The organism is bacterium (genome assembly GCA_016702305.1).
GTDB lineage: Bacteria > Electryoneota > RPQS01 > RPQS01 > RPQS01 > JABWCQ01.
In genome coordinates, this window is sequence record JADJEH010000001.1 from 946,671 (window position 1) to 965,866 (window position 19,196).

Genomic DNA, 19,196 nt, shown 5'->3' on the forward strand with positions numbered 1-19,196 from the left:
CGAAAAGAACTCTATTGCCCAAGTTTTGCGCGCACCGATTCGGAGCGCGGGTCAAGTTCCAAAGCGCGTTCGAAACTGGCTCGCGCCTGCGACGGCTTGTTCATCGCCGTATAAATGTCGCCTACATGTTCGTGCAGCGGCGCGCTCTGTTCGTGCTTCAGGGCGCGCTTAATCCACTGCAACGCCTGGCGGTGGTCACCGAGCTTGTAGTAGATCCAGCCTTTTGTATCCAGAAACGATGGGTTCTCAGGCTCCTTGTCCAACGCAGCATCCACGAGCTCCATGGCGTGCTCCAGCTCAATGCCGCGCACCGCGAAACTGTACGACAAGTTATTCATGTATATCGCCGCGCTGTCCGATAGCCGAATTGCCCACTCGTAGTGGAACACGGCCTTATCAAGCTCGTTCTGAGCCTCATAGAGCAGCCCCAAGCTACCTGCCGCCGGATAGAGTGTCGAATCCAGTTCCAGCGCGCGCGTGAAGCGCTCAACGGCCCGCGTTGAATCCGCGAGTCGCATGAAGCTCAGACCTTCGAGATTCGCTGTTTTGGCGTCCTCTCCGGCCGCGGCGCGCGCGCGCGCAGCGATGCTGAGCACCTCATCAAAACGATCCTGATCAAAGACCATCACCAACTTCAAATACCAGAAGCGCGCATCCGTCGAATCGAGCTCGATCGCGCGCTCGGCATAGAAAGCCGCTTTCGTCGTATCTTCCGTTTGCAAATAGAGCGTCGCTAACGTGTAAGTCACCGGAGCGTCGGTGGTATCCGCGGCAAGCAGCTCCTGCATGTATGGGATCGAGCGCGCGCTCTGTCCGGTCATCAGATAAATCGCCACGATACGCTTCGTCAAATCAAGGTCGCGTTCGGGATTCAGGGCCTGTTCAACCGCGTAAAGGGAATCAACGATGTCAAAGTCGCCCGTTGTCAGACACAAAGCCAGCATCTCGGCGCGGTAGTCGCGGCTTGTCGGATGGTCATTCAGAAGTCGGCGCAACAGCGCAAGTGCGCCCGCCGTATCACCTTGCGCGGCGAGCAGCCGACTTTTCAATTGCAACGCCGGTTCATGCGATCCGTCCAACTCCATAGCTATCGCCAAGGCCGTCTCGGCCCGCGTTAGCGCTTCCGAAGAATTATTCTCCTGCGCTAAGACAAGATACTGTTCCGCCAAGGCAACGTACAAGAACGGAGAGCCGGGATCGAAACGAATCGCCTCCTCAAAGAAAAAAATCGCCTGATATGGATTACCTTGTTCAGCAGCGGTATTGCCCTTGATGAACTGCTCAACTGCCCGCGGATCTGCCGACGCCGGATTCTTGTCGAGGTCATCCGCCGCCCACAGCGAGGTGCAGCAAATCAGAAGGCCAAGCAATGTTCGCATCATCCGCCGAAAATCCGCATTATGTCGTGGTATGAAACCACAACGATGAGCAATAACAAAGCAACCATTCCTGCCTGCTGGATCGCCAACTTCACCCGAGTTGGAACCGGCCGCCGGATGATCGCTTCAATCAGCACAACCACGATATGACCGCCATCCAACACCGGAAACGGCAATATGTTCAAGAACCCAATCGAAACGCTCACAAACGCGATGAAGAACAGAAATTCACCGACTCCACGGCGCGCACTCTCACCCGATAGTTGGGCGACTCCGACAGGACCTGAAAGCTGCGATAGGCTCCCGTTCCCTGTGACCAGGTCGCCAATGAACCCGCCGAGGTTCGCCGTGGTGTTCCAACAGAACATAAAAGCGCTGCTACCGGCCTCTAGCACCCCCGCGCTCCGGAATTCAACCTTGGGCGCGATTCCGATCACACGACGCGTGCTGTCGCCCGATGGAATCTGCTCCGTCGCGACCGAGATGGGCATCGTTTGTCCGTTGCGCTCGACGATCAAGCGCACCGTATCCCCGGAAACTGTAATATGCTTGACGACATCTTCCCACACGGCAACCGGCTGCCCGTCAATCTGGGTGATAACGTCACCCGTCTGCACGCCGGCGGTGGCGGCAGGCTTACCGGCAATCGCGTCGCCAATGACGGCGCGACCCACTTCCGGCAGACCGACCGCGAGCGTAAGGCCAAACAAGATCACTATTGCTGTTACGTAATTCATCATCACGCCCGCGGACAATACAAAGATCTTCTGGAGCGGGTTCTTTGACATGAATTCGTCCGGTGCGCCCGTAACTGATTCACTGTCCATGGATTCGTCCACCATGCCGGCGATCTGAACATAGCCTCCCAGCGGAATCCACGACAACGAAAACTCCGTCTCGCCAATCTGCTTGGTGAAGATACGCGGCGGGAAGCCGATCGAGAACTTCTTCACGCGCATGCCCGTGAGCCGTGCCGCGATGAAATGACCGAATTCGTGAATCGTGATGATGACGCCTGCCACCAGCACGAAGGAGAGTATAGTGATCAGCATGTAACTGTTGTGTGTTGCTCCGCTCGCCGCCGGGTTTCACGTGAAGCAAAATCGCGCGCCCAGCGATCCGCCGCGAGGATCGTCTCAATATCCGCCGCAGGCTGCTGCTCATGGGCCGTAATCGTCGCATCTATAACATCTGCGATGTCTGTAAATCGAATCTCATCCGCTAAAAACGCCTGAACCGCAATCTCATCCGCGGCGGACAGCACCGCGGGAGTTGTCCCGCCGGCCGCCACCGCCTCAAACGCCAGCCGCAGACACGGATAATCCGCAATCTCGACGGGCTCAAGGTGAAGAGTGCCCCAATCCGCCGGATTACCGCGAACCATTGAGCTCGGGAATCTTCGAGGGTAACTGAGCGCGTACAAGATCGGCAGCCGCATGTCCGGGCGGGACATTTGCCCCTTGAAGCTACCGTCTACGAATTCAACCAGCGAGTGGATCACTGACTCGCGCTGCCGCACAACGCCGACTTTTGCTACCGGGAGATCAAAAAGGCGGCACGCTTCAATCACTTCCAACCCCTTGTTGAACAGCGTGGCCGAGTCAATCGTGATTTTCGGTCCCATTTGCCAGGTCGGGTGCGCCAACGCTGCGCGCGCCGTGACATTGGATAGTTCACCAGGGCGTTGCCCAAAAAACGGTCCGCCCGATGTCGTCAACCAAAGGCGGGCGACATCGTCTATGTGTTCACCAACCAGGCACTGTTGCAGCGCACTGTGTTCTGAGTCAATAGGCAGGACCGCCGCGTTGTGCAGGCGCGCCGTGTGCATAACCAACTCACCCGCCGCCACCAGCGTTTCCTTATTCGCCAACGCCACGTTATGGCCGCGTTCGAGCGCGACCAGTGTCGGCCTGATGCCGACCCCGCCCATCACCGCATTGAGCAGGACATCATATTCCTCGTCTCGGGCCTGCTCCACAAACGCGTCGGGGCCGGTGTAACAACGAGCCACTCCAACCTCTGAAGCACGCGCACGAAAACTTGTGGCGTCTGCGCACTTCAGCAAGGCGATACTCGCCGGTTTCAAGCGCTCCGCCTGTGCCAGCAACTCTGCTTCCTTGCTCCCCGCACACAGGCCGACCACTGCAAATCGCTCGTTCTGTTCGGCAAGCACGTCAAGTGCCGACAATCCGATTGAACCCGTCGAACCTTGCAGCAGAATTCGCTTCAATGCCGGGCCACCAACGTCAAACCCTCCACCTTCTCAACAAAGTGAGGGTATCCGGCCGCGAACGTCCCCTCTAACGCAGACCTAAGACGTTGAACGTGATCGCCCTGCCCAATCTCATCGCCGACGCAGGTCGCTTTGCTTGCCAGGCGCGCCCGCAGTAGACTGCGCTCCGTGTCCTCGCGGACTTTGAGAAGCTCGACGATGCGCAAATGATCGGGTCCCGTGAGGATCGAACCGTGCTGCAAAATCGCGCCGCCCAACCGGCGCTGGGCGCTGCCCACAATCTTCTTGCCATGTACGGCAACTTCCCATCGCGACGTCCGCGCGAAGCAAGACGTCCGGTTGGCAAGCGGCGTCAGGGCCTCACCGCGTTCGTCCAGCGTCGCATCCACGCCGATTTCTCGCAATGCCGCAGTCAGTGCGCGGCCTATATACTCGAGAACCAGCGATCCCGTACGCAAGTCGTCCAATCCGGGCAAGACGATGGAATAAGTCAACTCTTCGCTGTGCAGCACCGCCGCTCCGCCGGTTGGTCTGCGTACCATTGGCACATTCAGAATTCGCAGGCGGTCGTAGTCAATCTTATCTTCGGTTTGGTGATAGCCCAGCGACAGCGTCGGGACTTCCCACTGATAAAACGACACACGAGGTTCGCTCAATATCCCGGCTGCCGCTTGCTCAAGTTCCTGCGCGTCGCGGTCCATGAGCCACTGCCCCGGCATCGCGCCATCCTGCCGAATCGCAAGCATCAATCCATATCCTCCGGCTCATGTCGCCGCGCCGGTCCCGGCATCAGGCCGCGCTTGGAAATCCGAACGAACTCAAGAATCTCCTGAGCGAATGGATCGTCACCATGCACATCCGCGATTTCCTCCAAAGCCTGACTGACGTTCATGGCGGATTGAAACAACGCAAAGTAGAGCTGCTTCAGCATGCGAATCTGGTCCGTCGTATAGCCGCGCCGACGCAAACCGATCACGTTAAGACCGGTGTAGGCCAGCGGATGTCCGGTCGCCAGCACGTAAGGCGGCACGTCTTTCGGAACCCGAAATCCGCCGCCGATCATGCAGTGGCGTCCAATATGCACGAACTGATGAACCGGAACCATGCCGCCGAGGATCGCATAGTCGTCCACATGAACGTGGCCCGCCAACTGCACACAATTCGCCAAAATGACGTTGTCACCGACGGCGCAATCGTGCGCGATGTGTGCATAGGCCATGATCAGGCAATTCGAGCCGACCGTTGTCTTGCCGGTCGCCGCCGTGCCGCGGCTGACTGTGACGAACTCGCGAATCTGCGTATCGTCGCCAATGAAGACGTTGGTCGGTTCCCCGCTGAATTTCTTGTCTTGCGGCTCTCCGCCGATCGCGACCATCGGCGATATACGCACGTTCTTGCCGATATGTGTTCCTGCGAACAGACGCGTGGAACTGCCGATGGTTGTACCTGAGCCGATTTCAACGTTATCGTCAATCACCGCGAACGCTTCAATGATCACATCGTCCGCGACAAGGGCTTTGGGTGATACGATTGCCTGTGGGTGAATCTTGGGCATGTGCTTATCCTTGTCTATCAATCACTGCTGCTGTCATTTCGGCCTCTGCGACCAGCGTCTGATCCACGTAAGCCTCCCCTTTCATCTTGCAGATACCGCGGCGGAACAAGAGCATCTCTACATGAAACCGAACCTGATCGCCGGGAGTAACGGGCTTGCGAAACTTCACGTTCTCGAGTCCCATGAAATAAACGACTTTTCGGTCAGCGTTCTCAACGGAGTTCAACAAAAGCACTCCCCCGGTCTGCCCCATCGCTTCAACAATCAGGACGCCGGGCATGACGGGATGACCCGGAAAATGCCCGTTGAAGAACGGTTCGTTGCGCGTGACGTTCTTAAGACCGACAACACGCTCACCCGGCACAAGCTCAAGTATGCGATCCACGAGCAGCATCGGGTATTTATGCGGCAGGAGATTCTCAATCGCCTCCGAATCGAAAACATAGCCTTGACCGCTCTTTCCGCCGCCGTATTTACGCGCAACCTTTTGTGCCTCGAGCAGCCGCCGCAGCATCTTTGCGACCTCAACGTGCGAAGCGTGCCCGGCGCGGGCCGCCAAAACATGACCGCGGATCGGAGCGCCGACCAACGCCAAGTCACCTACGAGATCCAGGGTCTTGTGCCGCACGGGTTCGTTCGGATAGCGCAAGGATCCGTCGCCGAGAATCGCGCCGCTGTGTTTCAGCTCACCATCAAAGTGAAAGGTGTGCTTCAGCTCATTGTATTCCGATTCAGGCAAGTCCTGATCCACGAACACAACCGCGTTTTCAAGACTGCCGCCGCGAATCAGGCCGCGCTCTTTCAAGTGCTGCATTTCCGACAGCAGACAGAATGTGCGCGCCTTGGAAAATTCCTCCTCGAATTCGCTGATCGAATACATGGATGTATACTGCGTCCCCAACAACGTGTTCGGGTAGTCAATCATATACGTGACGCGAAACTCGGAGGACGGCACGACGACAATGTCTATCGCCGACTTCTCGTCATGGTAGGTCAGCGTCTTTTCGAGGTCGAGATAGATGCGCTCGGCGTCCTGCTCGACAATCTCCGCCTTGCGCAGCGCTTCTATAAAAGGATAAGAACTGCCATCCAGCGCCGGCGGCTCTTCGTCCGTCAGCTCGATCAGCAGGTTGTCAATCCCGAGTCCCGCAACCGCCGCCATGACGTGCTCAACCGTGTGCACCCGAACATTCCCGATACCCAGCACGGTCCCGCGCGCAATGTCCGTAACATAGTCGGCTAGCGCGGGGATCAACGGTGAACCCGGACTGTCCATGCGTTGAAACACGACGCCATGACCCACAGCCGCGGGCTTAAAGGTCATGCTAACCGGCTTGCCCGTATGTAATCCGATGCCCGAGACGCTGATTGCGTTCCCAATCGTCCGTTGCTTATCGCTCAACCCGTTCCTCCTTAGACGACTGGGAGATTCCCAGATGTTCTTCGATGCGTCTGACGCGCCGCAGGAGCTCCGGCAAACGCGGTATTGCCGCTTCAATGCGTTTCCACAACCCATGCGGCCGCCCAGGGCTGCCCGAAAGAATTTCGCCGTTTCCTACGTCGCCTGCAATGCCACTCTGAGCGCCAAACGCCGCACCGTCGCCAATCTTGATGTGACCGATGAAGCCCGCTTGTCCGCCGACGCGGCAGTAGTCGCCCATTTGCGTTGAACCCGAAATTCCCGCCTGGGCCGCGATAACGCAGTGCTTCCCGATCTTCACATTGTGCGCAATCTGCACAAGATTGTCAATCTTGGTGCCCTGTCCAATGCGCGTCTCGCCCATGGTCGCACGGTCAACCGTGGTATTCGCGCCAATTTCGACGTCATCTTCAATCACAACGATTCCAACCTGAGGGATCTTCCGGAAACGCCCCTGGTCGGGCGCGAAGCCAAATCCATCCGATCCGATCACCGTGCCGCAGTGTATGATCACGCGCCGACCAAGCCGGCAACCGTGGCACACGCTGACATGGGAATGAAGATATGTGCCCTCGCCGATTTCCGCGCCAGAACCGACATACACCTGTGCTAACAGCACGGCGCCGTCGCCAATCACGGCATCGTTTTCGATCACACATTGCGGACCAATTGAGACATTCTTGCCAACACGAGCGCTGGCCGCGATCACCGCACTTGGGTGTACTCCCGCCGCCTGCCCGCTGGATGGATGGAAGAACTCTAACACCGTGACGAATGCGCCATAGGGATCGGTCGTCTCAATATAGTCGCCGCCCTCGCGTACGGTGCCCCGCGCCACCAGCACGACGCCCGCGCCCGTCTGGTTTAGCTGTTGCGCGTACCGCGCGTTCGACAGGAAGGATACACACGTCTCCGTGGCCGACTCCAGCGGAGCGATGGCGCGCAGCTCCCGCGCGCCGTCACCCGTCAAGCGCCCTCCCACAAGCACTGCCAGTTGTTCCGCGCTGATCGTCGGCACAGTTATTCCTTCTTGAGTTCGGCCAGCACCAATTCCGTGATGTCATGCTGCGGTTGAGCGTATACGATATTGCCGCCGGCAGCGTCAAACACCATATCATAACCTTCCTGCTGACTCACCTTCTCAATGACCTGGTTGATGCGCTCAAGAATCGGACGCGACAGCTCAATATTCTTCGTGTAGAGCTTTCCGCCCTCGCCCCACGTCTCTTGACGGTACTGTTCGAGCTCGCGGCGCTTCTCAATAATCTTCTGCTCGCGTTCGGCGCGCGCCTCCGCTGACAACATCAAGCTCTGCTGCTCAATTTCGTCCACCATCAGCGATAGCGTCTGCTCTTTGCCCTGAGCCTCCGCGATGTACTTCTGCTCTTCTTCCTGCAGCTTGCGCTGGGCTTCCTGATAAGCCGGGTATTGAGTCAGAATCGCTTCCGAATCAATGTAGCCAAGCTTCATCTCTTTGGCCAGCACCGGCAGCGCCAGGATGACGCTTAATATGAGAGCAGTGTAGAGTTTCGTCATGGGTTGTCTTTCTCTAAGAATGATCAGAATGTTCTGCCAAACTGAAAATGCGGCAGCCACTTGCCCGAACGAATGCCGCGCTCGTCGTAGTAATCAAAGCCGAATCCATAATCAAGGCCGATCATGCCGATGAAGGGCATGAACAGACGCGCCCCGAGACCCACCGACCGTCGCAGGTCGCCCGGATTAGTATCCTCAAACCGCGACCACACGTTGCCACCTTCGGCAAAGCCAAGCATGTAGATCGTCGGATTGCGCACAATCGGATAGCGCAGTTCGAGCGATTGTTTAAACATCGTCTTGCCACCGACCGGAAATCCCGCTCGTTGGGGGCCTACTTCCCGCTCGTCATAGCCGCGCAAGCTCGTCCCCAAAGACAAGCCCGAACCACCCATGAAAAAGTAGTCGAAGTAAGGAATATCTCGCTGACTTCCACTCAACTGTTCAACCGCGCCAACTTTCGTGTCCGACATCAAGACCAAGCCGCCAAGCAGCGGTGAATACCATTGCGTCCCCAACTCAGTCTTGAAAAACTGGTCATCTCCAAACAGCGGACCGCCTGTCATTTCCATGCGCAGAGTGTTGACAGAGCCCAACGATGGGAATTCCGCTTCATTTCGGCTGTCGCGCGTAATCAACTGCGTGAGCCCTGACGACACGCGCGCCTCGTCTTCCACGAGGTCGCGAGGGTTGCTTACCCGGAAATCCTCCGTGAAATTCGAATATTTCGTCCGGTCCAGGCGGTAGATGTAGTCAATTCGGAAATAATCGTCCGGCCAGCGCAGCCGCCGTCCAACGCGCACAGTGCCGCCGATGATGTCCTCATCAAATCCGTAGTAGCTTCCGCCGCGATGAGTGTCAAAAAAACTGAAACCCAACAGCGTCCTCGTGTTGCGGAACCACGGCTCTGTGAAACTGATGGAGAATGACCGATAGACCTTGCCAAAATTCCAGTCCAGGCCAAACTGCTGGCCATTACCCAGCAAGTTGTTCATCTGAAAACCAACGGAACCAATGAACCCGTCGCGCTGGCTGTAACCCGCCGACACGTTCGCCTGATCGGTAGATTTTTCTTCAACATCAATATACAGGTCTACCAGATTGTCCGAGATGGGCACGACATCCGGAACGACATTCGCAAAATAATTCAGAATGGTAACTTCACGAATCGAGCGGCGCAACTTGGACACGTCAAAAGTCTCACCCGGATAGAGAACCAACTCCCGGCGAATGACCTTCTCTTTGGTTTTTGTATTCCCCGTGACGTAAATCTGATTGACCTTAAACTCGCTGCCCTCCGTCACTTGGAAAACGATGTCCACGACCTGGCTGTCGCGAACCGTCTCGGCCGGCGTGACGCTCGCATAAATGTAGCCGCGATCGTAGTACTTCGATCCAATATCCGCCAAACTGCGGTCAAATTCCGTTCGGTTGTAACGGTCACCGGACCGCACACGCAGCTTCTCGCTCAATTCGTCCACCGTAAACAGCCGTTGGCCTTCCCAGGAAAACGCGCCGTATTTGTAGATCGGTCCTTCGCTCAACCGATAGGTTAGAACAAGGCCGCGCCGATCGGGCGTATAGACCGCCGTGTCGCCGACTATCTCCACGTCGCGATAGCCCTGTTCCTGGTAGAAAGCCGCCAGACCCTGTTTGTCTTCTTCAATCTTCTCGCGCTTATATTCACCCGATCGGAAAAATGTCTTCTTGGTCGTGCGAATCTTTTTGCGCAGTTTTTTGTCTGTGAACGCCGTGTTGCCCTCGAACTCGACGCGTCGCACTTTAACCCGATCACCTTCGCGGATATCCACGTCTACGCGCAAACGGCCGTTGCTTTCAAGCGTATCTTGCTCAATCTGAATCTCGGCCAATAAGTACCCCATCTCTTCATACTTGTCGGCCAACGCTTCCTTTAACCGCGTAACATCTGCGGGCCGCACGACTTGGCCGTTCGACAAGGTCAGCAGCTTCGTTAGGTCCTCACCCTTTAGCTTACGATTACCCTTCACATCCACTCGATCAAGTCGACGGTATTCCTTGACGTCTATTCGCAAATAGACCCCGTCGGCGGCGCTGCGCTCTTCGATTATGCGCACGTCGCTGAACAGGTTCAGCTTCCACAATTGGCGGATGGCGCTCTGGATATCATCGCCGCTAATGTCCTTGCCGACCGCCATCCCCGAATGTGCACGGATCAGACCAACGTCCGTGGTCTCGTTGCCCTCTATTGAGATGCCGAGCACACGGAGCCGATCCTGCGCATGTACCGCGCCGGCCACACACAGAACGATCGCAAACAAGACGAACTTTATCCTGCTCAAACTCATTTAGGGCTCCAGCTCGAACGAATAGGTAACCGCAACCGATTCATCTCGGCGTCGGCTGGCTTCGTCATACTCGACTGCAAAATCCAATACAAAATCCGGACTGACCGGCACGACGCGATACTGCAAATTCCAATAATGCACCAATCCAAGGCGACCGCCCTCAATCTCCCCCGCCGCTTCCGCCAACTCACCCGTGTAAGTCACAAACAGGTCACGCGTGAAATACTTTCCGACCGTCACATTCGATCCGGTCAGATATCGCACGACTCCCGACGATTCAAGAGTATCGCGCAACACCGCCTCGCGCTGCTGCCGGAAAATACTCGGACTCGCGCCACCACCCGGCGCCAGCGAAATCTGATCGAGCTTCGTGGCGCGCTCAAGTTTTCGCGAGATCGGATCCAACCAAATACGCTTTGCCGCCGTAAATGCCGTCCGCGTGAGCAACTGCTGCGCTTTGCCTTCCGGCATGTTCGTGAAGTCATATCCCAGCAAACCGAGCACCTGCTCTTGGTCAGGATATCCGTCCGCCTCCAGAACGTACGTTACATCTTCAAACCTACCAAACGGCGTGCGCGTATTGGTCTCGGGGTCAATCTCGTAAATCGTCAGATGCACCGGCACCGTCCGCCCCACGGAGTCCACGCCGTAGGTCTCGGCCGTGCCACTGATGATTGGAAAAATGTCCGTCCCGTCGAATTCGGCCACGAGCTTCTGTACCCAGAAAGTCTGATCAAGGTAGTCAGCCGTGCCCGACGAACCGCCCAATTTCCCGTACAACCGCAGGCTCGAATCCACGATGGCGCCCTCCATCACCAATGGAGTCTCGGTCGGCGTCACGACAGCATCCAGCGAAATGTGATCCACGTACTCAGCCAACGTCGCCAGAATCGGGTTGTTCCCCATGCGCGTAAACAGCTCGGAGTCGCGAAATCCTGTAATCTCTACGTCGTAGTGAGATCCGCTGCCCATTGAAATGTCAATGTCCCACCACGCTTCGTACAACCGATCCACCAGCCACTTCGTGACCGGACGCATCCGCCCGCCACCGTACGACAGAAACGGAAAGGTAAACCGCGCATCGCGCACATCGGCTTCGCCAGCAATTCGCAAACGAGTCGAATCATAGGCCGAGATTGTAAGCGCCGCAAACTCCCCGCTTCCAAACGTTAGCCGGCCCAGCCAGTCCGGTTTCATGAACCCCGGTAGGCGCACGTTTACACCGTCGGCCGACGACGTTAAATAGAATATACCAAGTTCGATCCGGGGCTTCGGAATGACCAACGGAGCTAAAGATGCCACGCGCGGATCACCCGCTCGCAGCATGTCGAGCCGGATGAAGTCCTCATCCGCGTCAACTTGTATCATGCCACTGTCTACCACGCCGTCGCGGTTCACGCCGATCAGAGCATTCATCACCAAGGGTCCTGGCGTCGCTGGCGGATAGGTGAAGTTCCCGTCAGCAATCCGCAGCTCACCCCCGATATAGCGGGGTGCCTCCCACGTCCCACCCACTTCTGCACGCAAACTGCAATTGCTTCCCATTGATGTGAACTCTGCGTCAACCTGCTGCAGCATGTTCAGAAAATCGCCGCTCCCCTCAATATACGCGCGAAACGGACCGCCCGCCCGCGGCTCGGCCGATAGCTCCCCCGTGAACTTATACTTCCCGTCCTTGCCAAAGGCAAGTTGCGGGACGGCCAAGACTCGCGTGCCATCATGTTCCGTCGTCAAAGCGGCATTGATCATGAACTCATTCACGGTCAATTCGCCCAGCAGTTCTCCATTCGTGACGGTCACGGATGCCACAACTTCCGGCGCGTTCAACTTACCAAAGATCAGAATCTCGCCGTCAAGATCGCCCGATAGCAAACCCGTCTTGCCGGATAGCGCTTGAATGAAGTCAGCACAGTCCGACGTCGGAAACTCCACCCGCACGTCGAGACTGTTCGCCCCCATGTTCACCTCGCCCGTCGCCTCCACGATACTGCGAGTACCTCGGCCAAATGAAAAGAACATCGAAGAAACGCGGTCGTTCTGCCCTTCCGCGGTCAACAAGCTCCAGTATCCTGGCACGCCTTGCGCTTCGCCCTCAACCAGGCTCACGTCAGCGTACCAGTCAATGGCCGAAATCGGTCCCGTCGCGGTCAACTCCCCTGACAGCATGCCGCCCAGCCCCCATTTGTCCGAGGCCCGGGTCATCATCGGCAGGCGCGCAAGCGGCAATTGATCAATGGACATACTGAGATCTACGCGCGGTGTGTCAATTCTCACCGTGCCGCTCAGTGAGCCCGCTTCGTCAATATAGAAATCGGATATCGTCAGCGAATCTTCAAACAGCGTGATATCGCCTTGACCAAAGAACCTCTGACCTTCGCCGGACAAACCGCGCCAGTTACCGCTTAGGTAAATGGACTGATCGTCACCGCGAGTGTATGCCCCGTCGAACTCAAGTCTGCGCACGATTCGCGCCGCTATGCTCGTGCTGTCAGGACGGTTCTCCAGTGTCACCGCCGCCTCACCGTCGTCCGCGTCTCCCTGAAAGTCAACGGTCAGTTCCTCTATGGGAGACAAGACCGCGGCCGTGGTCGGATACAATACCGGTACGACAACATGCGCGTTCGTCGCACTCACCACTACATTACCGCTATCCGTGCGCAACACAACTCGCCCTGATGCACCAGTGGGATCAACCAGAGTAAGCGCCAACGCCGCATTGCTGTATGTGGCGTACCCACTCCCCAGGATAAGTTCAAGACTGTCCCGGGCAACCCACCGCAATTCCGGTTCTGCCACCGTCCCGTTCGCCACAAACTCCAGAGTTGTCAAAGCGCTTTGGCGACCAAACAATTTCGGAAGCGGTCGCGGTTTGAGCAAGCCCGTTAACTCAAACGGCGCTTGGGTACCATTCCACCGGCCCGCGATGTCAAGCGTGCCGTAGTTCGATTGAATGGCGCCATGCACGAGCTCGATTGTCTTGCCGGCAGCTGACGCTTCCAATGCGATCCCCCGCAGCTGCTCACCTGCAATCGTCAAAGTGTCCGCCGCGATCAACGCTCGGGCAACAGGCTCGCGCAATGTCCCGCTAATATCCGCGTGCAGCCGCCCAAAACCGCTAAGCTGCACCGCATCTTGCCCGAGCGCAGAACTGAGGCGATCTACCAAGATATCGGCGTCCACTACCGCAAAGAGCCGTTCCGAATCCGCCAGGGCAATCGTCCCGCTCGTCAGCGCCTCGACACCCGGTCCCCGTAGTTGCAGCGAATCCCAGCGTACAATACTGCTGTCTAAATTAACCCGAATCTCGGGCGCGAAGATCGAATGCCCGGCAATCCGCCCTTCAACATCACGGGCCTGCACCCATGCCGACAGTACGGCCTTGCCCCCATCCTGCCGCAAGCGCACCTCGGCCTGTGCGTCGTTAAAGCCTATCGAATCCAGCGCGCCTGCCGCCACAGGAATCTCGCCCGCGGCCAAGCTGGCGCTGGCCACGATCTCAAGATGCTTGCGCTGCGGTGCAATCTCGCCATCCAATCGCGCGTCAAGCTTCACCGGTGTTTCGCTTTGCGCGCGCGCAATCAGGCTGTAGTGATCGCCGTCAGGGACCACGTTCCCGCGGATTCCCCGCGCTTGAAATATCGCTGAATCCGCGTTGCGCAGAGTGATCTGGCCATCCTCAAACGCGAACCCGCGCAGACTGTCGGCTCGGCCGAGAATATCAAAAACCGCCTGTGGTACGAGGCCGCTGTCCGCTCGACCCTCACTTCGCCCGCCGACTACCAGTTCAAGTCTCGGACTGACCAGTTGAATATTGCGAACCATGCGTTCATATTCGCCCGGCTGCGACAAGACGATTAGCGGGTCAATGCCGACTTCGATCCGTGAAATCGACAGTTGAGTGCCGCGTTTATCCAGCGGCAGGACTACGTCGCGCAAGACCACGCTGCGCCAACTCAAGTCCACCTCTGCGCACATCGCGTCGGGGCCAAGCTGGCCGACGAGATAGTCCGTTAAGCCTGCGGCCGCTCGTTGGTTCAGTAACGCGCTCGGAAAGAACAAAAACAGCACGCCCAGCGCGGCCAAACCGCCGCCGCCGAGCCACAGTAAGCGGCGCCAACTGCGCTTTCGCATGCGAGTCAGTTCCGCGCTCATCGGCGCTTACCAATCAAACAGGGACAGTGTGTCGGCTTGACGATTGCTCACCTGACGGCTGACCGCATACGGCAACTGTTCGGACTGGCCGCTCAATAACGACTTGCGGCCAAGCTCAAACGGCAGTTCATCAGCCGCGAACTCCACTCCGATCACAATACCTGACTTGCCACGCGATTCAAGCAGCATCGCTGCCGAAGCACCAAGCAGATACTGCGGCGACGCCGGGCCTGCCAGCGCCATCACTTGCCCCTTCGAGTCGAGCAACTCCACGGAATGCACAAGCTGCCAAAACGACCGGGCCGCGGAACGCGTAACTGCATCCCCAACACCGCAAAGCAGTCCGCCAATCGTCTTTCGTTCAACAAGTTGCTCCGTCACGATCAGCTTCTGGACAGGCACACCGGGCCCGCACAGCATACGACCATTGGGCAACCGTTCAACGTCGCGCAGCCGGCTCGTGATTACTGCAAATACTCGTTCGCTGCGCAGCGCAAAGTTCGGCGGGAATGAACTGCCTTGGCCTAACGGCAGAACGCGCCAATTCTCATCGGCGCAGGCTTGCACAATCTGCTGAACAGCTTCCACCGACGCCGGTGAAGCGACCGGGTATGGCCGTTCTTGCAAGAACCCGAATGTTGCGTCCCCGAACCGCTCAGCCCAATTCATGATTCCACTCCCGTTGTCCGCGCCCCGTAGCGTCGCTCGCGCCTGCCGTATTCCTCTATCGCCTGTAAAAACTCGGCACGACGAAAGTCAGGCCACAGCGTCGGCGTCACAACCAACTCCGAATACGCCGCCTGCCACAGTAAAAAATTCGAAAGCCGCATTTCGCCGGATGTTCTCACTATAAGATCAGGATCCGGAGTCCCCGCGGTATACATCGCCGCACTCAATTCCGCCTCGCCGATCTCGCCGGTCGTATTCCGTAAGCGGTTCACGGCATCCAGAATCTCCTGCCGCGCCCCGTAGGCAATCGCCAGGACAAGATGCAGACCGGTATTGTCCGCCAGCTTGTCCACGGCCGAACGCAAGGCACTCTGTGTCGCGGAGGGAAGCTGTTCCGTGCGGCCGATTACGCTCAGACGCACGTTGTTCTCCATCAAATTCCGAACTTCCTTGCCAATCGTGGTGACCAGCAACAGCATCAGAGCGTCAACTTCCACTTTCGAACGGCGAAAATTCTCCGTCGAAAACGTGTACAATGTCAGATGCTTGACGCCCACCTCGCCCGCCGTCCGCACAATGTCCCGCGCGGATTTCACGCCTTCACGATGACCGGCCAGCCGCGACAATCCATGCGCCTCGGCCCACCGACCGTTACCGTCCATGATGATCGCGACATGCGCGGGAATCTTTGCCGGCGTGCTCGTCACCGTCGAATGAATGGTCTTAGTTGCCAGAGAAGGTTTCACCCTTCTTCATGGCCTCTTTGCCCTCATCCGTCTTTCCTTGCCGCAACAGCGCGATGCCGTAGTTCGTCCACGCCGCGCCGTCTTCCGGGAAAGCCTTCGTAATCGCACCGAACTTGTCCGCCGCCTTATTCAGATCCCCGAACTTCTCACCCTCAAGGTAGATAAGCCCTTGCATGAACAGCACGTCACGGTCCGTGGGTGCTTTCCCAAGAAATTCATCGAAGGCCGCCAACGCTGCGGCAGTGTCCGCCAATTGCAGATTGAACTGGCCGATGTAGTAAATAATGTTCTCGTCAAGAGGATTCGTCGTCCGCGCATCACTCAGCGCATTTAACGCCACACGTTTCAAAGAGTCACGTTCGGCAGGCGGACGCGTCTCGTCATTCGCCAACGTTGCCAACGAAAAAGCCTTATATTGCACGGCTTCCACATTGGATGGCTCGTCTGCCAGCAGTTGATCGGCCAATTGGATCGTCTGCGCGTGATTCTCGGTCGCGTACGAGTGTTGTATTAACTGCAGCCGGGCGTAGCGCCTGTTGTTCTCATAGTCTTCTGGCTTCTCCGTGCGCAGACTCGAATTCTCGAGCATGTTCAACGCGTCCTGCCAGGCCGCTACGTACGCATCATCCTTGCCCTTAAATCCAATGAGTTCCGCGTAAACGAAGTGGCTGCTCCAGTCGCCGGGCATCAGCAGCATCGCCAATTCCGCATTCTGCAGGCCCACACCGATGACCGTCTCTGCATTCTCCATACTCTCACGCGCCATCATCCCCTTGTAAGTGGTGTCCTGAGACAATGCCTTGCTGTAAAACTCCCACCAATACTCTTGAACCTGCCCATCAAGCGCTTTGAGCAGTTTCTTGATCTTCTTGTCGTCTCCAGCCTGCTTAACGGCCGTGTAATCCTGCATCATCCGGTCCAAAAGCACGTGCTGCGGATTCTCGGCATCACCGGACAATCGCTTGCGCAAACCCATTTGCGCCGCGTCCATGGCAACCATCCCCAGCAATTCGCCGCGTTCGGCGCGAGCCTCAAGATTGTCAGGTTCCTTGGTAATCGCCAAATCGTAAAATTCCGCGGCCTTGGCCAATTCGCCCTGCTTCTTGTAGATACGAGCCGACGTCAGTTCGACCGACGCCCACGCGGAATGAGCGGCGACGGCGAGAACGAGCATGAGAAAAAATGTGCGCTTCATAACTTAGGTCACCTGCCAGAAGTTACCGATTGCTGTCTGTTACGGAAAATGAATACGGCGCGCGATACACGCCGCGCTCCGTGATAATTGACGTGATGAACTTCGCCGGCGTCACGTCAAACGCCGGATTCCAAACATTTACACGCGGCAGCTGATCGAGACCCGGCGTCGTTTTGAGAACTTCAGTCGGACTCCGCTCTTCAATCACTATCTCGGCGCCGGTCGCAAGTCCGCCGTCAAATGTCGTGGATGGCGCGACAACATGGAACGGGATACCGAACTGGTACGCCAGAATCGCTACACCGGAAGTCCCAATTTTGTTGCTCGTATCGCCATTCCGGGCGATGCGATCCGCGCCGACGAACACCCGGTGAACCCGGCCCGCGGTCATCAGCGCCGCCACCATGTTATCGCAGATCAACGTAACCGGGATGCGTTCTTGCACGCATTCCCAGACCGTTAGGCGCGCCCCTTGTCCGACCGGCCGTGTCTCGCAGGCAAACACTTGCTGCACTTTTTTCGCCTTGTAGCCCGCGCGAATCACGCCCAACGCCGTGCCGATGCCGCCCGTCGCCAGCGCGCCGGTGTTACAGTAAGTCAATACCGACTCGCCCTCGTCCATCAGTCCCGCGCCAAATTCCGCCATGTGCTGGCAGGCCGCCGCATCTTCACGGTGGATGGACTTTGCCTCACGCAAAAGCGCCCCAGCGTCCACGGGATCACGGCTCGCCAAACATACACGCATCCGTTCGAGCGCCCAGAACAGGTTGAAACCCGTCGGTCTTGTCCGGCCCAGACGCGCAATCGCAAGTTCCACGGACGCCTTCGTGGCACGAGCCGAGGCACCGGCTAACGCCACGCCATAGGCCGCCGCAATACCAATCACAGGCGCTCCGCGCACGGCCAGCGACTCAATCGCTTTCGCAACCGTCTCGTGATTGCGCGCCGCAATCCACTTGATCTCACCCGGCAACTTGCGCTGATCGAGAATCAGCAGTTCGCCATCCTGCCATTTCAGCGGGACAACCTTGCTCATGGAACGCGCGTCATCGCCGCTAATTCGTCGTGGCGCTTGATCAAATCTGCGCGCGAGCGGTCTTTCAGCCCGTCCGGTCCAAAACCTTCAACGTAGAATGAACCAACCACGCTCGCCCATTGCATGCCCCGGCGCATGTTCACATCGTTGACCGTCGGACAAGCCGCCAAATAGCCCAGCAGCGCGCCCGCGTAAGAGTCGCCCGCGCCGGTCGGATCAACCACTTCCTGAACCGGATAGGTCTGCGCCATATGCATGCCGCCCGGTCCGAGCAGAAAACTGCCGTGTTCGCCCTTCTTGACAATCACCCACTTGGGGCCCATCGTCCGAAGCTGCTTCGCCGCCGCCGTCAAACTCGACGCCTCGGTCAGCCACCGCGCCTCAAACTCATCCACAAAAAGCAGGTCAACTTGCTTCAAGACCTTCAAGAAGTCCTGCCGCGCAATATCAATCCACAGCTTGAACGTGTCAATCGCGACAAGCTTGGGCCGCTTGACCTGTTTCAACACATCCAACTGCAAGCGCGGCTCAATCGCGGCAAGAAAGAGAATTTTCGGATGCCGATAGCTGTCCGGCAAATTGGGCGAGAAATGCTCAAAGACACCAAGCTCCGTGCGGATCGTCTCGCGCGTCCGGAAACCTTCGTGATAGCGCCCTTCCCACAAGAACGTCTGACCTGGCTTGACTTCGACGCCGTGAAAGCCCACGCCGCGCCGTCTCAAAAATTCGGCCTGCTCAAATGGGTAATCTTCACCTACTGCGCCGACCATGCCCACGCTGGCAAAACGGCTGGCCGCGTTCGAAAAATGAAACGCTGAACCGCCCAGCACCACCTTGCCTTCAACGGTTGGCGTGTGCAGCACGTCCACGGCCACACTGCCCACCACCACTACGTCTGGCGCCATCGCGCCATTCAATCTGCGAATCTTGCTCGTGGCTTTCGTCACA

At 57.6% G+C, this 19,196-nt stretch carries 15 protein-coding genes; all 15 read right to left on the reverse strand.

Annotated elements, in window-relative coordinates; translation table 11 throughout:
• Positions 1-11 precede the first annotated feature (11 nt).
• Positions 12-1,382 carry a tetratricopeptide repeat protein gene (locus IPH10_04055; GenBank protein MBK6910094.1) on the reverse strand — a complete coding sequence of 457 codons (1,371 nt, stop codon included), beginning with the start codon at positions 1,380-1,382 and terminating at the stop codon, positions 12-14.
• Positions 1,379-2,431 carry an RIP metalloprotease RseP gene (rseP, locus tag IPH10_04060; protein ID MBK6910095.1) on the reverse strand — a complete coding sequence of 351 codons (1,053 nt, stop codon included), beginning with the start codon at positions 2,429-2,431 and terminating at the stop codon, positions 1,379-1,381. Before rseP ends, IPH10_04055 begins: the two co-directional genes overlap by 4 nt.
• Positions 2,425-3,609: a 1-deoxy-D-xylulose-5-phosphate reductoisomerase gene (locus IPH10_04065; GenBank protein MBK6910096.1), complete on the reverse strand. Its 1,185-nt coding sequence runs from the start codon at positions 3,607-3,609 to the stop codon at positions 2,425-2,427. The genes rseP and IPH10_04065 overlap by 7 nt, the downstream gene beginning before the upstream one ends.
• Positions 3,606-4,358, reverse strand: coding sequence for a hypothetical protein (locus tag IPH10_04070; protein MBK6910097.1), 753 nt, complete (start codon positions 4,356-4,358; stop codon positions 3,606-3,608). Before IPH10_04070 ends, IPH10_04065 begins: the two co-directional genes overlap by 4 nt.
• The gene (gene lpxA / locus IPH10_04075; GenBank protein ID MBK6910098.1) at positions 4,358-5,167 is read right to left on the reverse strand and encodes an acyl-ACP--UDP-N-acetylglucosamine O-acyltransferase; all 810 of its coding nucleotides are present in this window, start codon (positions 5,165-5,167) and stop codon (positions 4,358-4,360) included. Before lpxA ends, IPH10_04070 begins: the two co-directional genes overlap by 1 nt.
• Before the next feature lie 4 nt (positions 5,168-5,171).
• Positions 5,172-6,569 (reverse strand): bifunctional UDP-3-O-[3-hydroxymyristoyl] N-acetylglucosamine deacetylase/3-hydroxyacyl-ACP dehydratase, encoded by a 1,398-nt coding sequence (locus IPH10_04080; GenBank protein ID MBK6910099.1) that lies wholly within the window; start codon positions 6,567-6,569, stop codon positions 5,172-5,174.
• Positions 6,559-7,605 carry a UDP-3-O-(3-hydroxymyristoyl)glucosamine N-acyltransferase gene (lpxD, locus tag IPH10_04085; protein ID MBK6910100.1) on the reverse strand — a complete coding sequence of 349 codons (1,047 nt, stop codon included), beginning with the start codon at positions 7,603-7,605 and terminating at the stop codon, positions 6,559-6,561. The genes IPH10_04080 and lpxD overlap by 11 nt, the downstream gene beginning before the upstream one ends.
• Positions 7,606-7,607: 2 nt before the next feature.
• Positions 7,608-8,123 carry an OmpH family outer membrane protein gene (locus IPH10_04090; protein ID MBK6910101.1) on the reverse strand — a complete coding sequence of 172 codons (516 nt, stop codon included), beginning with the start codon at positions 8,121-8,123 and terminating at the stop codon, positions 7,608-7,610.
• A gap of 23 nt (positions 8,124-8,146) precedes the next feature.
• On the reverse strand, positions 8,147-10,450 hold the full coding sequence (gene bamA / locus IPH10_04095) for an outer membrane protein assembly factor BamA (GenBank protein ID MBK6910102.1): 2,304 nt from the start codon (positions 10,448-10,450) through the stop codon (positions 8,147-8,149).
• Positions 10,451-14,581, reverse strand: a complete 4,131-nt coding sequence (locus tag IPH10_04100; protein ID MBK6910103.1) for a hypothetical protein — start codon at positions 14,579-14,581, stop codon at positions 10,451-10,453.
• Between the two features lie 27 nt (positions 14,582-14,608).
• On the reverse strand, positions 14,609-15,271 hold the full coding sequence (locus IPH10_04105) for an FAD-binding protein (protein ID MBK6910104.1): 663 nt from the start codon (positions 15,269-15,271) through the stop codon (positions 14,609-14,611).
• Complete coding sequence (uppS, locus tag IPH10_04110; protein MBK6910105.1) at positions 15,268-15,933, reverse strand: di-trans,poly-cis-decaprenylcistransferase; 666 nt, start codon at positions 15,931-15,933, stop codon at positions 15,268-15,270. Before uppS ends, IPH10_04105 begins: the two co-directional genes overlap by 4 nt.
• 61 nt (positions 15,934-15,994) lie before the next feature.
• Positions 15,995-17,212 (reverse strand): tetratricopeptide repeat protein, encoded by a 1,218-nt coding sequence (locus IPH10_04115; protein ID MBK6910106.1) that lies wholly within the window; start codon positions 17,210-17,212, stop codon positions 15,995-15,997.
• Positions 17,213-17,234: 22 nt separating this feature from the next.
• Positions 17,235-18,248, reverse strand: coding sequence for an S-methyl-5-thioribose-1-phosphate isomerase (gene mtnA, locus IPH10_04120; protein ID MBK6910107.1), 1,014 nt, complete (start codon positions 18,246-18,248; stop codon positions 17,235-17,237).
• Positions 18,245-19,195, reverse strand: coding sequence for a sugar kinase (locus tag IPH10_04125; GenBank protein MBK6910108.1), 951 nt, complete (start codon positions 19,193-19,195; stop codon positions 18,245-18,247). The genes mtnA and IPH10_04125 overlap by 4 nt, the downstream gene beginning before the upstream one ends.
• Position 19,196 lies beyond the last annotated feature (1 nt).

Excerpts from the sequence above, each read along its gene's own strand:
- IPH10_04055 (MBK6910094.1), bottom strand. The coding sequence starts at position 1,382 with ATGATGCGAACATTGCTTGGCCTTCTGATTTGCTGCACCTCGCTGTGG.
- rseP (MBK6910095.1), bottom strand. The coding sequence starts at position 2,431 with ATGCTGATCACTATACTCTCCTTCGTGCTGGTGGCAGGCGTCATCATC.
- IPH10_04070 (MBK6910097.1), bottom strand. The coding sequence starts at position 4,358 with ATGCTTGCGATTCGGCAGGATGGCGCGATGCCGGGGCAGTGGCTCATG.
- lpxA (MBK6910098.1), bottom strand. The coding sequence starts at position 5,167 with ATGCCCAAGATTCACCCACAGGCAATCGTATCACCCAAAGCCCTTGTC.
- IPH10_04090 (MBK6910101.1), bottom strand. The coding sequence starts at position 8,123 with ATGACGAAACTCTACACTGCTCTCATATTAAGCGTCATCCTGGCGCTG.
- bamA (MBK6910102.1), bottom strand. The coding sequence starts at position 10,450 with ATGAGTTTGAGCAGGATAAAGTTCGTCTTGTTTGCGATCGTTCTGTGT.
- IPH10_04100 (MBK6910103.1), bottom strand. The coding sequence starts at position 14,581 with ATGCGAAAGCGCAGTTGGCGCCGCTTACTGTGGCTCGGCGGCGGCGGT.
- IPH10_04105 (MBK6910104.1), bottom strand. The coding sequence starts at position 15,271 with ATGAATTGGGCTGAGCGGTTCGGGGACGCAACATTCGGGTTCTTGCAA.
- uppS (MBK6910105.1), bottom strand. The coding sequence starts at position 15,933 with ATGGACGGTAACGGTCGGTGGGCCGAGGCGCATGGATTGTCGCGGCTG.
- IPH10_04115 (MBK6910106.1), bottom strand. The coding sequence starts at position 17,212 with ATGAAGCGCACATTTTTTCTCATGCTCGTTCTCGCCGTCGCCGCTCAT.
- mtnA (MBK6910107.1), bottom strand. The coding sequence starts at position 18,248 with ATGAGCAAGGTTGTCCCGCTGAAATGGCAGGATGGCGAACTGCTGATT.